Source organism: Pelagerythrobacter marensis (assembly GCF_036700095.1).
GTDB classification, from domain to species: domain Bacteria; phylum Pseudomonadota; class Alphaproteobacteria; order Sphingomonadales; family Sphingomonadaceae; genus Pelagerythrobacter; species Pelagerythrobacter marensis_A.
On the sequence record NZ_CP144918.1, the window covers coordinates 139,122 to 152,412 of the forward strand.

At 67.1% G+C, this 13,291-nt stretch carries 12 protein-coding genes and 1 other RNA gene; 9 read left to right on the top strand and 4 right to left on the bottom strand.

Annotated features, from left to right (window positions below):
- The first annotated feature begins 122 nt into the window (after nucleotides 1-122).
- The 3 genes from V5F89_RS00675 to rsmA are packed head-to-tail and all read left to right on the top strand — an operon-like array spanning nucleotide 123 to nucleotide 3,294.
- A complete protein-coding gene (locus V5F89_RS00675; protein ID WP_338446344.1) occupies nucleotides 123-1,454 on the top strand; it encodes a peptidylprolyl isomerase in 1,332 nt (443 codons plus the stop codon).
- Nucleotides 1,451-2,476: a 4-hydroxythreonine-4-phosphate dehydrogenase PdxA gene (gene pdxA / locus V5F89_RS00680; protein ID WP_338446345.1), complete on the top strand. Its 1,026-nt coding sequence runs from the start codon at nucleotides 1,451-1,453 to the stop codon at nucleotides 2,474-2,476. The genes V5F89_RS00675 and pdxA overlap by 4 nt, the downstream gene beginning before the upstream one ends.
- Nucleotides 2,473-3,294: a 16S rRNA (adenine(1518)-N(6)/adenine(1519)-N(6))-dimethyltransferase RsmA gene (gene rsmA / locus V5F89_RS00685; protein WP_338446346.1), complete on the top strand. Its 822-nt coding sequence runs from the start codon at nucleotides 2,473-2,475 to the stop codon at nucleotides 3,292-3,294. Before pdxA ends, rsmA begins: the two co-directional genes overlap by 4 nt.
- 40 nt (nucleotides 3,295-3,334) lie before the next feature.
- On the opposite strand, the gene V5F89_RS00690 is transcribed toward rsmA, so the two are convergent.
- Nucleotides 3,335-4,219 (bottom strand): OmpA family protein, encoded by an 885-nt coding sequence (locus V5F89_RS00690; protein WP_338446347.1) that lies wholly within the window; start codon nucleotides 4,217-4,219, stop codon nucleotides 3,335-3,337.
- 281 nt (nucleotides 4,220-4,500) lie between these two features.
- Nucleotides 4,501-6,600 (bottom strand): malate synthase G, encoded by a 2,100-nt coding sequence (locus V5F89_RS00695; protein WP_338446348.1) that lies wholly within the window; start codon nucleotides 6,598-6,600, stop codon nucleotides 4,501-4,503.
- 227 nt (nucleotides 6,601-6,827) lie between these two features.
- Here V5F89_RS00695 and V5F89_RS00700 point away from each other — a divergent pair, with 227 nt between their 5' ends.
- From V5F89_RS00700 to V5F89_RS00715, 4 genes are all read left to right on the top strand, one after another.
- Nucleotides 6,828-8,036, top strand: a complete 1,209-nt coding sequence (locus tag V5F89_RS00700) for a hydrolase (protein WP_338446349.1) — start codon at nucleotides 6,828-6,830, stop codon at nucleotides 8,034-8,036.
- Nucleotides 8,033-9,049 carry an arginine N-succinyltransferase gene (locus tag V5F89_RS00705; RefSeq protein WP_338446350.1) on the top strand — a complete coding sequence of 339 codons (1,017 nt, stop codon included), beginning with the start codon at nucleotides 8,033-8,035 and terminating at the stop codon, nucleotides 9,047-9,049. Before V5F89_RS00700 ends, V5F89_RS00705 begins: the two co-directional genes overlap by 4 nt.
- Before the next feature lie 52 nt (nucleotides 9,050-9,101).
- Nucleotides 9,102-10,352, top strand: coding sequence for an N-succinylarginine dihydrolase (locus V5F89_RS00710; protein WP_338446351.1), 1,251 nt, complete (start codon nucleotides 9,102-9,104; stop codon nucleotides 10,350-10,352).
- Nucleotides 10,353-10,483: 131 nt separating this feature from the next.
- Nucleotides 10,484-10,729, top strand: a complete 246-nt coding sequence (locus V5F89_RS00715; protein WP_338446352.1) for a hypothetical protein — start codon at nucleotides 10,484-10,486, stop codon at nucleotides 10,727-10,729.
- 49 nt (nucleotides 10,730-10,778) lie between these two features.
- Here V5F89_RS00715 and ssrA read toward each other — a convergent pair.
- Nucleotides 10,779-11,125: a transfer-messenger RNA gene (gene ssrA / locus V5F89_RS00720) on the bottom strand.
- A 43-nt stretch (nucleotides 11,126-11,168) separates the two neighbouring features.
- Nucleotides 11,169-11,606, bottom strand: a complete 438-nt coding sequence (gene mscL / locus V5F89_RS00725) for a large conductance mechanosensitive channel protein MscL (RefSeq protein WP_338446353.1) — start codon at nucleotides 11,604-11,606, stop codon at nucleotides 11,169-11,171.
- A 157-nt stretch (nucleotides 11,607-11,763) separates the two neighbouring features.
- On the opposite strand from mscL, the gene V5F89_RS00730 reads away from it, so the two are divergent.
- Both V5F89_RS00730 and V5F89_RS00735 read left to right on the top strand, forming a co-directional pair.
- Nucleotides 11,764-12,444 carry a LemA family protein gene (locus tag V5F89_RS00730; protein WP_338446354.1) on the top strand — a complete coding sequence of 227 codons (681 nt, stop codon included), beginning with the start codon at nucleotides 11,764-11,766 and terminating at the stop codon, nucleotides 12,442-12,444.
- A 5-nt stretch (nucleotides 12,445-12,449) separates the two neighbouring features.
- Nucleotides 12,450-13,289, top strand: coding sequence for a TPM domain-containing protein (locus tag V5F89_RS00735; RefSeq protein ID WP_338446355.1), 840 nt, complete (start codon nucleotides 12,450-12,452; stop codon nucleotides 13,287-13,289).
- Nucleotides 13,290-13,291: the final 2 nt, after the last annotated feature.

Consider the following 13,291-nt stretch of genomic DNA (forward strand, 5'->3'; position numbering starts at 1 on the left):
ATCGCGATTGGCAGTGCGGCGCAAGTGCGCTATCCGCCCGGTCACTCAGCTTCGGTTAAGTCGACGTCGACGATAAGCCGGGCCAAATGCGGGCGCCAGTTGCGCCGTAACGGGATTTGCACGTGATCGAATACAGGTTTTCCAAGCTGCTTGCCGGACTGGCCGCGATGAGCCTTGCGAGCGCGCCGGTCGCGCTTCAGGCGCAGTCGGCCGTGGCGTCCAATCCGCTCGACATTCCCGACGACGTGTCGCTGCTGGGGCAGAGCGATCCGAACGTGCGCACCGCGACGGCCGTGGTCAACGGGTCGGTCATCACCCGGACCGACATCGAGCAGCGGCTGGCGCTGCTGCTGTCGTCCGCCAACCTCCCGCCCGAGCAGATGCAGGCGGCCCGCATGCGGATTTTCCGCAACCTGATCGACGAGACCCTGCAGATCCAGGCCGCCGAAGCGCAGGAAATGCCCGTCAGCGATCAGGAAGTCGACGCGCAATATGCCGAGATCGCCCGCCGCAACGGGCGGGACATCGCTGCCATGGACAAGGCGCTGATCGCGATGGGATCTTCCCCCGCGTCGCTCAAGCGCCAGATCCGCGCGGAGATTGCCTGGCAGCGCCTGCTGAGCCGCAACGTCGCCCCGTTCGTCAATGTTTCGGCCGAAGAGGTGAAGGAAGTTCTCGCAAGGCTGGAGGCCGACCGGGGCAAGGAGGAATACCGCCTGGGCGAAATATTCCTTGCCGCCACCCCGGCAAACCGCGCCGCGGTGCAGGAAAATGCGCGGCAGATCGTCGAACAGCTGCGCCGCGGCGCCGACTTTTCGGTCTATGCGCGGCAGTTTTCCGAAGCGACCACGGCCGCCAACGGGGGCGATCTCGGTTTCGTCCGGCTCGAGACTCTGCCCGCCGAAATGGCCGCCGTCGCGCGCGAAATGCAGCCGGGGCAACTGGTCGGGCCGTTCGAAATTCCCGGCGGCTTCGAAATCCTCTATCTGATCGACAAGCGGCAGATCGGCATGGCCGATCCGCGCAATGCGATCCTCAGCCTCAAGCAGATTTCGATCAGCTTCCCCCCCGACATCACCGAAGCGCAGGCAAGTGCCCGGGTCGAGCAGTTCGCCGCCGCGATCCAGAGTATGCGGGGCTGCGGCGATGCCGAGCGTGTCGCCGCGGAAATCGACGCCGAGGTGGTAACCAACAACGGTATGCGCGTGGCCCAGTTGCCCGAACAGCTTCAGCCGGCCATCCTGGAATTGCAGGTCGGCCAGGCGACGCCGCCGTTCGGGTCGATCGAGGACGGCGTGCGCGTTCTCCTGATGTGCGGGCGCGACGATCCGCAGGGCGATAGCGGGCCCACGTTCGACCGGGTCATGTCCCAGATCGAAGACGACCGGATCGCCAAGCGCGCGCAGAGCTATCTGCGCGATCTGCGCAACGACGCCTACATCGAGTACAATTGACTCGCGCGCGTCCCGGTCCGCTGGCCATTTCGCTGGGCGATCCGGCAGGGATCGGGCCCGAGTTGATTGCCGAGGCATGGGCGCGGCGCGAGAGTGAGGGCCTGCCGTCCTTCGCGGCTCTCGGCGGGGCCGAGATACTGCAAGCGGCGGCGCGCACGCGTGGGATTGATCTTCCGCTGAAGGTGGTCGCGAACCTGCTCGCGGCCAGCGAGGTTTTTGCCGACGCCCTCCCCGTCATCGGCACCGACGACGGCCCCTGGTCGCCGGGCGCGCCTTCGCGCGAAGGCGCCGAACTGGCGCTGGGCTCGCTCGCGGCGGCCACCCGTCTCACGGTCGAGCGCGAGGCGGCGGCGCTGGTTACCGGTCCTATCGCCAAGGCCCGGCTGGCCGAAGTCGGCTTCGATCATCCCGGGCAGACCGAATACGTCGCCGCCGCTTGCGGGATCCCACCCGCAGACGCGGTGATGATGCTCGCCGGGCCGCGGCTGCGCGCAGTGCCTTTGACTGTCCATGTCGCACTGGCCGAGGTTCCGGCCCTGTTGACGTCGGACCTGATTGCACGGCGCGCGCGAATCGTCGCCGCGGCGCTTAAGCGGGATTTCGGCGTTTCGCGTCCGCGCCTCGCAGTCGCTGGGCTCAATCCCCATGCCGGCGAAGGCGGCAAGTTCGGCGACGAAGAGCAGCGCGTCATCGCCCCTGCCGTCTCCATGTTGCGCGACGAGGGGATCGACATCGTCGGCCCCTTTCCGCCCGACGCCATGTTCACCGCCCGCGCACGGGCGCGATACGATGCCGCGCTGTGCATGTATCACGATCAGGCGCTGATCCCTCTCAAGGCGCTCGATTTCGACGAAGGCGTCAATGTCACGCTGGGGCTTCCGATCGTCCGCACCAGTCCCGATCACGGAACGGCTTTCGACATTGCCGGCAAAGGGCTGGCCGACCCTGGCGCGATGATCGCGGCGATCCGCATGGCGGGCGATTGCGCGGCACGGCGGGCGGGCGACCGCGCATCGGGATGAGCGGTGCGCTTCCGCCCTTGCGCGAAGTGATCGCGCGCCACGGTCTCAGCGCGTCGAAAGCGCTGGGGCAGAACTTCCTGTTCGACGCGCAGCTGCTCGACCGGATCGCCGCGATCCCCGGCGACCTGCGCGACCGCGCGGTGCTCGAGATCGGCCCCGGCCCCGGCGGGCTTACCCGCGCGCTGCTCAAGGCCGGCGCGCGGGTGACCGCGATCGAGATGGACCGGCGCTGCCTTCCGGCCCTCGCCGAACTGGCTCTCGCCTACCCGGACCGGTTGCGCGTGATCGAAGGCGACGCGATGAAGATCGACAACGACGCCACGATGGGCGAATCTTATGCGGTGGTCGCCAACCTGCCTTATAACGTCGGCACGGCGCTGCTGGTGCGCTGGCTGGGCAGCGCAGCCTGGCCTCCGCGGTGGCGCAGCCTGACGCTGATGTTCCAGCAGGAAGTCGCCCAGCGGATCGTCGCCCGGCCCGGCACCGGCGCCTATGGCCGCCTGGCAGTTCTGGCACAGTGGCGCAGCACCGCCCGGCTGGCGATGAAGGTCCATCGCAGCGCCTTTACACCGCCGCCAAAGGTGATGAGCGCAGTGGTTCACCTCGAACCCGCCGCGATGCCCGAAGGTGTCTCCGCGCGCACGCTGGAACGCGTGACGGAAGCCGCGTTCGGGCAGCGCCGCAAGATGCTGCGCCAGAGCCTGAAAGGCGTGCCCGGCGCGCTCGATGCCCTGGCCGCGATCGGTATCGACCCGCAGCGACGAGCGGAAACTTTGTCTGTCGACGAGTTCGTGGCGGTGGCGCGCGCCGTATCGTAGAGCCGGGGGCAGACCCGCAAGGCCCGCCCCCGAACGCGATTTACAGGCCGTCTACACTTTTGCTGACGAGGATGTTCACTGCAACGCGGCGGTTCTGGGCCTTGCCCTCCGGGGTCGAATTGTCCGCCAGGGGATCGGCTTCGGCCATGCCGGTCGGCGTCAGCATGCGATAGGGCGCCCAGCCGCAGGCCTGCTGCAGGTGGTTGACGACGCGGCTGGCCCGCTTCTCGCTGAGCTGCTGGTTAAATTCCTGGCTGCCGGTCGAATCGGTGTAGCCGACGACCAGCATGAGGGCGTTCTCGGTCGCATCGGCCTGGGCCGCGGTCGCGCAGAGATCGGCCTTGGCCTGTTCGGACAGCACGGCCTTGCCCACGTCGAAGTGGACATTGGTCGTGCCCTTGATGTTATACTTGTCGATATCGCCCATGCGGCCGCGCAGCGCCTCGGTCGCCGCGGCCTGCTCGGCAAAGCCCTGGGCGGTGCCGTTGCGGATCATCGACGCGATGCGCAGATCCTTTTGCTTGAGATCGATCCTGCTGGCGATCAGCCCGCCGCCCCATTCCACGGTCTCGACCGATACCGGCAGACCGTTGAGCAGTGCATCGGCGGCGAGCCGATCCCTGTCGAGGCCCAGGAAACCGCCGCGCGCCCTGATCTCGGTGGCAGGACCGACGGCGATCGCGGTACGGGCGCCGTCGGCCCCGGTGACCTGCAGCCTCTCGCCCTCGCGCGCGGAGATAACCCCTTCGACCTCGGGGCCTTCGGGAAGGCCGGACAGATCGGCCGGAAACGAACCATAGACCGTCGCCGCGTACTCGCCCTCCGGCACGTCCTGCGGATGCTGCGCATAAGCGCTGCCGGAAGCCGATACCGAAAGCATCGCCAGCAGGAAGAGACCCTTCGGCCTTCTGGAACTCACATTCATTACGCTACTCCTTGATCTGCATCGGCCGGCCCTGCGCGGCCGGCCGTCGAGACCCCCCTTGTTCTCACAGCACGTCGGAAGCGGCATATCCGCCGCGTTTCGACCATGCGGGGATCAGGGCTGTTCAGACCATCCTTTCGGGCGGATGAACGCCGCGAACGTGTCGCGCGCGGCACGGTTGGCCCGGGCGCGTCTTGCGATGAACCGATACCGCCACCCGCGCAGCGCGGAGACGCCCGGTGCCCGGACATGGGGCGTTCGCAACGCCAACGTCGCGCAAGTTACCTTCGCTTTGCCGCTGCCCGCCACTGGTGAAGCAGCGGTTCGGTATAGCCGCTCGGCTGCTCCACGCCCTTGAACACCAGGTCGCACGCGGCGCGGAAGGCCGGGCCGTCCTCGTTGCCGGTGAGCGGCACATAGAACGGATCGCCCGCGTTCTGCTCGTCCACTTTCGCCGCCATGCGGCGCAGGCTGTCCATGACCTGCTCGCGCGAACAGACGCCGTGGAGCAGCCAGTTGGCCATGTGCTGGCTGGAAATGCGCAGCGTCGCGCGGTCTTCCATCAGGCCAATGTCATGAATGTCCGGCACTTTCGAACAGCCGACCCCCTGGTCGATCCAGCGCACGACATAGCCGAGCAGCCCCTGCGCATTGTTGTCCAGCTCTTCGCGAATCTCCTCTTCCGACCAGTTCGTGCCGTCGGCGAGCGGGATCGTCAGAAGCGCATCCAGCCCCGGCGCCTCGCCCAGCTCCGTCTGCCGGGCGAAGACGTCGAGCCGGTGGTAATGCAGCGCGTGCAGCGTCGCCGCTGTGGGGCTCGGCACCCAGGCGGTGTTGGCGCCGGCCTGCAAGTGGCCGATCTTCTGTTCCATCATGTCGGCCATCATATCGGGCGCGGCCCACATGCCCTTGCCGATCTGCGCCTTGCCCGAAAGGCCGCAGGCAAGCCCGATCGCGACATTGCGCTTTTCATAGGCGTCGAGCCAGACGCTCGATTTCATCGCGCCCTTGCGGATCATCGGCCCCGCCTGCATCGAAGTGTGAATCTCGTCCCCGGTGCGGTCGAGGAAACCGGTGTTGATGAACACGATCCGGTCCCTCACGGCACGGATGCAGGCAGCCAGGTTGGCGCTGGTGCGCCGTTCCTCGTCCATCACACCGACCTTGATCGTATGCCGTTCCAGGCCCAGAAGATCTTCGACCGCGTCGAACAGATCGTTGGTGAACGCGCATTCGTCCGGCCCGTGCATCTTCGGCTTGACGATATAAATGCTGCCCGCCTGGCTGTTGCGGAACCGGGTATGGCCGCGGACATCGAGCGCGCCGATCGCCGCGGTGAAGACCGCGTCCATGATCCCTTCGGGAATCTCCGACCCGTCGGACAGAGCGATCGCCGGACTCGTCATCAGGTGGCCGACATTGCGCACGAACAGCAGGCTGCGCCCCGGCAGCGCGCGATCGCTGCCGTCGGGTGCGGTGTAGCGAACGTCATCGGCCAGCGCGCGGGTCACGCTGCGCCCGCCCTTCTCGAACGTTTCGCTCAGGTCGCCGCGAATGACGCCCAGCCAGTTGCGATAGGCCAGTGCCTTGTCCTCGCCATCGACCGCGGCAACCGAATCCTCGCAGTCGCAGATCGTCGTCAGCGCGGATTCGAGCACGACGTCGGCGATCCCCGCCGGATCGTCCTTGCCCACCGGATGGTCGCGATCGACGACGACCTCGATATGCAGGCCGTTGTTGACGAACAACGGCCCACGCCCGGTCCGTCCGGCGAACTGTGCCGGATCGGCCAGCGGGATATCGCCCGAAAGGTCCGACACATCGGCCCAGCTGCCCGAGGCCAGCGGCACCGTGTCGTCGAGGAACCGGCGCACGCGCGCGATCACCGCGGCGCCGCGTTCGGCATCGTAGCCGCCGGGACGCGCGGCCGGCGCGTCAAGCGCATCGGTGCCGTAGAACGCGTCGTAGAGGCTGCCCCAGCGGGCATTCGCGGCATTGAGCAGGAAACGCGCGTTGAGCACGGGCACGACCAGTTGCGGGCCGGCCATCGTCGCGATTTCCGCGTCCACGTTCTGTGTGCCGATAGTGAACGGCTCAGGCTCGGCAACGAGATAGCCGATCTCTTCCAGGAACGCGCGATAGGCGCGGGCGTCGTGCGCCTGCCCCTTGCGCTCGCGGTGCCAGGCGTCGATCTTCGCCTGCAAATCCTCGCGCCTCGCCACAAGCGTGCGGTTGCGCGGAGCGAACCGGGCCACGAGATTGGCAAAGCCGCGCCAGAAGGCTTCGGCATCCTGTTCCAGCACGGGAAGGACTTCGCCCTCCAGAAGCTCCGCAAGCGCGGGGTGGACCTGCAATCCGGCGCGTTCGATCTTGTCGTTCATCTGTCCTCACTCGTTACTGGCCACACGGACTCCGTGCGCGATTATGGCAGTATCCCGGGGAGGAGGACAGCCGCGCTATGGCCAAGCCGGCGGCGGATTGCAACGGGGCGGCGATGGGGTTGGACTGGCGGCCCCGCGCGGCTAGAGCCGTTTTCATCGAGACGCCATCGGCCCGCGCCGCTTCAGCCTTGCTGAACTGCTGAAAACACCTCTAGACCGGGTTACGAATGAAACCGGATTTCGACAGCAATGCCGCGCTCGACGCGATCGACGCTTCCGCCATGCTCGCGCAAGTGCAGGCGTGGAGCGCGATCAACACCGGCACCGCCAACCTCGAGGGGCTGGCGCGCCAGGCCGATGCACTGGCGGAGGCCTTCGCCGAGCTTCCGGGCGAGATCGAGATGGTCGATCCCGCGCCGGTGACCGCGATTGCCGCCGACGGGACCGAAGTGGAGCGCGAATTCGGCCGGCACCTCGTTCTCAGGGTTCGTCCTGACGCGGAACGGCGGCTGCTGCTCACCGGGCATATGGACACGGTGTTTCCGGCAGACCATCCGTTCCAGGATCAGCGCTGGCTCGACGAGGAAACGCTGAACGGCCCCGGCCTCGCCGACATGAAAGGCGGGATCGCGGTCATCCTCCATGCCCTGAAAGCGTTCGAGAATACCGGCGAGGCCGCGCGTCTGGGTTACGACGTGATGATCAATTCGGACGAGGAAACCGGATCGCTGGCCTCGGCCCCGCTGATCGAACGGCTGGCGCAGGGCAAGTATGCCGCGCTGACTTACGAGCCTTCGGCGCTGCCCGACGGAACGCTCGCCCACGCCCGCGGGGGCAGCGGCAATTACTCGCTCACCGTCACCGGCAAGTCCGCCCACGCCGGGCGCAATCCGGAAGACGGGCGCAATGCCATTGTCGCCGCCGCCGCGCTGACGATGGGCCTGAAGCGGCTCCAGGACGCGGATTGCCCGGTCAATCCGGCACGGATCGAGGGCGGTTCGGCCAACAATGTCGTGCCCGACCACGCCGTCCTGCGCTTCAATATCCGCCCGAAACACCCGGAGGCTGCCGAGCGGTTCGAGCGCGCCCTTTCCGCGCTCGTGGGCGAAGTGCAGCAGGCGCACGAGGTCGCGATCCACCGGCACGGGGGGATCACCCGGCCCCCCAAGCCGGTCGATCGCCGGGCGCAGAAACTGTTCGACCTGGTCCGCGAATGCGGCGCCACGCTGGGCCAGGACATCGGCTGGAAATCGACCGGGGGCGTGTGCGACGGGAACAATATCGCGGCCACCGGCGTCCCCGTGGTCGACACGATGGGCGTGCGCGGCGGCGCGATCCATTCGCCCGACGAATTTCTTGTCGTCCCCTCGCTCGCCGAACGCGCTGCCTTGAGCGCGCTGGTGCTGGGCAGACTTGCCAGTGGAGATCCCGTTTGACTTTCGCTCTGCGCGCCGCGCGCACCGACGACCTCGAGCCCCTGTACGAAATGGCCAAGCTGACCGGCGGGGGGTTCACCAACCTGCCCCCGGACCGCGATGCGCTGGCCGCCAAACTGGCCCGTGCCGACGCCGCCTTCGCCCGGCACGAAGACGAACTGGGCGACGATCAGTTCGTGCTGGTGCTCGAAAACACGGCGACCGGCGAAGTGCGCGGCACCTGCCAGCTGTTCAGCCAGGTCGGCCAGCAATGGCCGTTCTATTCCTATCGGCTGACCACGCTCACCCAGCACTCGCAGGAGCTGAACCGGACCGTTCGGGCCGAACTGCTCAGCCTCGTCACCGATCTGGAAGGGTCGAGCGAAGTCGGCGGCCTGTTCCTCCATCCGGGGGAACGCGCCGGCGGCCTGGGCCTCCTGCTCGCCCGCAGCCGTTACCTGTTCATCGCGATGCACCGCAGGCGCTTTGCCGACCGCGTGCTGGCCGAACTGCGCGGGATCATCGACGAACGGGGCGGCTCCCCCTTCTGGGACGGGGTGGCCGGCCGCTTCTTCGGCATGAGCTTTCAGGAAGCCGACTATTTCAACGCGATCAACGGCAACCAGTTCATCGCCGACCTGATGCCCAAGCACCCGGTCTATGTCGCCATGCTCGACGACGACGCGCGCAGCGTGATCGGCATGCCGCACCCCTCCGGCCGGGCGGCGATGAAGATGCTGGAGAACGAAGGCTTCGCCTACGAAGGCTATCTCGACATCTTCGACGGCGGGCCGACGATGACCGCGCGGACCGACCGGGTGAAAAGCGTCGCCGCCGCCAAGCCGCACGCAATCGAACGCTGCGATCTCGAATACGGCGAGCGGGCGATCCTCGCGACCGGCGAACTCGAAGGCTTCCGCGCGGCATACGGGATGCGCGAGATTGCCGCCGAAGGCACGGTGGCGATCGACCCGACCGCGGCCGAAGCCCTGCGGGTTTCCCCCGGGGACGTGATCTGGAGCGTGGCGCGGTGAGGCCGCCTTTCAAGCCGACGCCACGGAGACGCATTGCGAAGGACAACGCGCGATGGCGCTGACGGAAATCAATTTCGACGGCATCGTCGGCCCGAGCCACAACTACGCGGGCCTGAGCCTGGGCAATATCGCCAGCGCGAGTCACAAGGGCGATCCGTCCTATCCGCGCGCCGCCGCGCTGCAGGGGCTGGCCAAGATGCGGGGCAATCTCGCGCGCGGGCTCGCGCAGGGTTTCCTGCTGCCCCTGCCGCGCCCCAACGACGCGCTGCTGCAGCGGCTGGCGGTCGACGACACTGCCGATCGCGCGCTGCTCGCCGCGGCCTGGTCTGCCAGCTCGATGTGGACCGCCAACGCGGCGACGGTCAGTCCGGCGCCGGATACGGCCGACGGGCGCTGCCACCTGACGCCGGCCAATCTGTCGACAATGCTCCACCGCGCGCAGGAATGGCCCGATACCGCGCGCCAGCTCGCCATCGCCTTTGCCGACAGCCGCCATTTCGCGGTTCACGAGGCCGTGCCGGGCAGTTTCGGCGACGAGGGCGCGGCCAATCACATGCGCTTTTGCGAAGGGCACGGCGCGCCCGGAGTCGAAGTTTTCGTCTATGGCCGGCCCGGCGGCCGCTTCCCGGCGCGTCAGCACGAGCAGGCGAGCCTTGCGGTCGCGCGCCTGCACGGCCTCGCCCCGGATCGCACGGTGTTCATCGAACAGAACCCCGCCGCGATCGAGGCCGGCGCGTTTCATAACGACGTGGTTGCCGTCGCCAACGAACGTGTGCTGTTCTGCCACCAGCAGGCTTTCGCCGACCAGGCCGGCGCCTACGAAGCGATTCGCCAGCGGTTTCCCGCGCTCGAAGTGGTCGAGGTTCCCGCCAGCGCGGTCAGCCTGGCCGAAGCGATCCGAACCTACCTGTTCAACGCGCAACTGGTGACGCTGCCCGCCGGCGAAATGGCGCTGGTCGTGCCCGAGGAGTGCCGCGAAAGCCCGTCGGTATGGAAGTGGTGCGAGGCGATGATCGCGGGCAACGGCCCCATCCGCCAGGTCGTTCCGGTCGACGTGCGCCAGTCGATGGCCAATGGCGGCGGCCCCGCATGCCTGCGGCTGCGCGTGGTCGCCGATCCGGCAACGATCGACCCGCGCTTCCTGCTCGACGAGCGGAAGGCCGAAGCGATGGAACGAATCGTCGCCGCCGCCTGGCCCGAGCAGATCGACCCGGCGGATCTGGGCAGCGCCACGCTCGCCGAACAGGTGCGCGCGGCGCGCCGGGCGCTTCTGGAACAGCTCGATCTGGCACAGCTTTATTAACGCGCTGGACTCGCCGTCGGTGCGGCTTACAATTCCGCGGCGGTTAACCATCGCGCTCCGCAGGCGTCCGCAGCTGGCATGTCGCTTGCTTCGCCGGCCGTTAACCGGGACCTGCTCGCCAAGGGAATGTCATGCTTCGCAAACTGGCCCGGCTGTTCGTGATCAAGACGCGGTTCGAGGCCTATCTGATCATCTACGCCCTGGCGCTGGGCGCCACCGCGCGCGGCACGGCCTATCTCGACCAGTATCCGGGCTGGGGCGGCAAATTGCTGTTCCTCGCCTGCACCGGCGCGGTGTTCCTCGCGGGCGCCAAAATACTCGACGCCCTGCGTTACGAGCGCGAGCGCAAGCAAGCGGACGATCGCGGGGCTGGCTGAAGGGGGGAGCGAAGGTGGGGGATTCTGTTGCTAGGCTCCCCCGGGCCCCCGGTATCCGTTCTGTTGACCGGTCGGTCCAACCGCGCTCTTAGCTTTGTAAATTCAGGCCGCTAGGCCGTCACATTACGCAGCGAGAGCAAGTGCTTCGTTGTCGTTGGCACTTGTGAGTTTTGAGCCTTTAACGGGTTACTCAGCCCGGGCGAAAACAGTGCCTTTCAACACACGTCGATCCTGGTTCGGCCCCATCAGGAAACGTTCGACACCGAACGCCTTTTGGTGGAGCCGCCGGGTACTGCCCCCGGGTCCGTTGTGCCTATTGCACACCGCAATTTATCGCCATAGCCGACTGACGCCGGCACCGCCCTATATAGGGAACTGGCGATTAATGTGAAGTGACCGGAAACCCACCGCCGTGCAAAGCGGGGAAGAAGCGCGCGCTTCACCCGCGCTTCTTCAGCTCGTCGCGGATTTCCTTGAGCAGGTCGAGTTCGGTCGGCCCGGCGGGCTTTTCCTCCGGCGGCTTCTTCTCGAACTCGGCCATGACCTTGTTGGCATAGCGCACAAGCAGGAAGATGATGAAAGCGAGGATCAGGAAATTGATCACCGCGGTCACCAGCGCGCCATAACCGATCATCGCCGCGCCCGCTTCCTTCAGCGCGGCATAGTCGTCGGTCGCCCCCTCGTACCCCTCGGGCACGCTGAGCAGGATGAAATAGCTGGAGAAATCCACGCCGCCGAAAATCCACCCGACGACGGGCATGATCACGTCTTCGGTCAGCGAAGTGACGATCGTGGCGAAAGCCCCCGCGATGATGACCGCGACGGCCAGTTCCATCACATTGCCCTTGGCGACAAATGCCTTGAATTCCGCAAGCACTTTTCCGCACCTCCCTGAAGCTTCACCGCCGAACAGTGCCACCGGGGCGCGCTCCTGCCAAGCCCGGGGTAATTCTTGAAATGCGCTTTGGGTGTGCTATCTGCGCAATACAGACTGCCGCGGCGCATGGTGCTGCCGCGCAAGGGGAGCTTTCTCGATGAACTGGAAGTCCGTCCGCCGTTTTTCGCTCGTTGCCCTCGCCTCGATCGGGCTGGCCGCCTGCGGGATCAACTCGGTGCCCGCGGCCGAGGAGAATGCCAAGGCCAAGTGGGCCGACGTCCAGGCCGCCTTTCAGGAGCGGGCGAACCTGATCCCCAATCTGGAACAGATCGTGCTGTCGTCCGCCGAGCAGGAGCGCGAGACGCTGAATCAGGTGATCCAGGCCCGCGCCTCGGCAACCCGGCCCGAAATCCAGGTCGATGCCGACGATCTCAGCAATCCGCAGGCGATGGCGCAGTATCAGCAGGCACAGAGCCAGCTCGGCAGCGCGCTGAGCCGCCTGCTCGTATCGGTCGAACGCTATCCCGAACTGCGCAGCCAGGAAAATTTCGGCCGCTTCATGACGCAGATCGAAGGCCAGGAGAATCGCATCCGGGTGGCCCTGCGCGATTACAACGAGGCGGTGCGCCAGTATAACACCACGATCCGCACTTTCCCCGACACGATCGGTGCCAACATCATCCACGGCGCGAAACCGATGGTGCCTTACGAGGCGGTGAGCGAAGGGGCGGAAGTCGCGCCGACGCTGAACATGCGCGCCGGCGGCAACGGGGCCGCCGCGCCCGTGGGCGCGAACGACAACGCCGCCCAGCAGTCCGCCGCCGCGGCGAACAATTGAGCCCCGTGCCATCGCGCGCCTTGCGTGAGGGCCTGCGCCTGCTGCTGATCCTGGTGGCGGCGCTGGGGCTGGCGCTGCCTGCCGCGGGGCAGGATTTCCCCGAACGCGGCACCGCGCCCGTGGTCGACGCGGCGAATATCATCGACGATGCGACCGAGGCGGAGCTGACGCAGGCGCTCACTGCGTTCGAACAGCGCAACCAGCGGCAGTTCGTGATCGCGACGATCCCCGATCTGCAAGGCTACGAGATTTCCGACTACGGATACCGCCTCGGACGAACGTGGGGCCTGGGCGATACCGAGAACGACGATGGCATCATCCTGATCGTGGCGCCGAACGAGCGGCGCGTGCGGATCGAGGTCGGCTATGGCCTCGAGGGCGTGATCCCCGACGGCCTGGCGTTCGAATATGTCGAAGAGATGAAGCCCTATTTCCGCGACGGCGACTATTCGCGCGGGATCGCGCTGGGCGCGCAGCGAATCATGACCCAGCTCGAACTGCCGCCCGAGGAGGCGGCGCAAGTCGCCGCCCAGGCCGAACAGGCGCGCGAGAGCGAAGGCGGCGTTCCCTTCGGCGCGCTGATCTGGCTCGCCTTCTTGTTCCTCTTCTTCGTCCTGCCGATGTTCGGCCGCGGCCGCAGGCGCCGCTATCGCAGCGGCATGGGCGGTGTCGTCGGCGACATCGTGCTGTGGGAAGCCGGCAAGGCGATCGCGCGCGGCCTGTCCGACGACGACTGGGGCGGCGGCGGATTCGGAGGCTTCGGCGGCGGCGGAGGCGGCGGCTTCGGCGGCTTTTCCGGCGGCGGCGGAAGTTTCGGGGGCGGCGGCGCCTCCGGGGGGTGGTAGGC